This is a genomic window from Allobosea sp. TAF32 (genome assembly GCF_052113585.1).
Taxonomy (GTDB): Bacteria; Pseudomonadota; Alphaproteobacteria; order Rhizobiales; family Beijerinckiaceae; genus Allobosea.
In genome coordinates this window covers 1-713 of record NZ_JBFRDM010000040.1, presented here as the reverse complement: position 1 = coordinate 713, position 713 = coordinate 1, and the positions used below count along the sequence as shown (strand labels likewise).

General features: G+C 61.7%; 2 protein-coding genes. Both read right to left on the bottom strand.

From position 1 onward, the window contains the following. Positions 1 to 221 (bottom strand): chromate resistance protein ChrB domain-containing protein (locus tag AB4Z16_RS28075; RefSeq protein WP_441514585.1); only part of this gene is annotated, 221 nt, incomplete at its 3' end. After that, positions 218 to 713: rhodanese-like domain-containing protein (locus AB4Z16_RS28070; RefSeq protein WP_441514584.1), on the bottom strand; the 496-nt coding region annotated here is incomplete at its 5' end. The genes AB4Z16_RS28075 and AB4Z16_RS28070, both read right to left, overlap by 4 nt.

The window sequence follows — 713 nt, the reverse complement described above, 5'->3', positions numbered from 1 at the left end:
TCGTGCTTCTCGACGAAAGTGTCGAAGCTGCATCCCTCTCCGACATGCGTGTACTCGACGCCGGGCACATCATAGGGAATGGCACCGGTTTCCTCGGCCACCTTCCGGACCTGGTCCGGCGGCACGAACAGGAACTCGGGTTCCTTGTCGATAAACCGGGTGATCAACCAGGGACAGGCGATCCGATCGATGACGGGGCGTTCGCGTGTGACCCATTTCATGGCGTAGGCCTCCCTTCGATGGTGAGTGGAACGGTCGGGGCGCCGATSGCRTGCCAGGCGGCAATTCCGCCCGCGAGCGAGTAGGCATCGAGGCCGCGGCTACGCATTTCAGCGACGGCGTCGCCGCTGACCTGGAAGCCGTAGACGCAGTAGACGACGATCGGCYTGTCCTTTGGCAGCTCGCCAATCCAATCGGCAATTGTCTCGGGCGGGCGCACATGCGCTCCTGGGATCATGTCACTGCGCTTCGCCAAATCGTCAGCAAGGCAGACGTCCAAAAGGACGAAATCGTCCTTTTGCTGCATGCGCGCCAAGAGGTCCTCGGCGGCAATACCGCCCGGTGACGCCGCAGGCGTATTCGGCTCGATCATGCGACGGTTCATGGCAAGCCGCTGGAAGCGAGCACCAACGCGCTCCCAATGGATGTTCTTCATGAAGGCGTCGACATAGGCGCCAGCCTTCGCTCCGAAATCGATGTGATAGGCGTGCTCG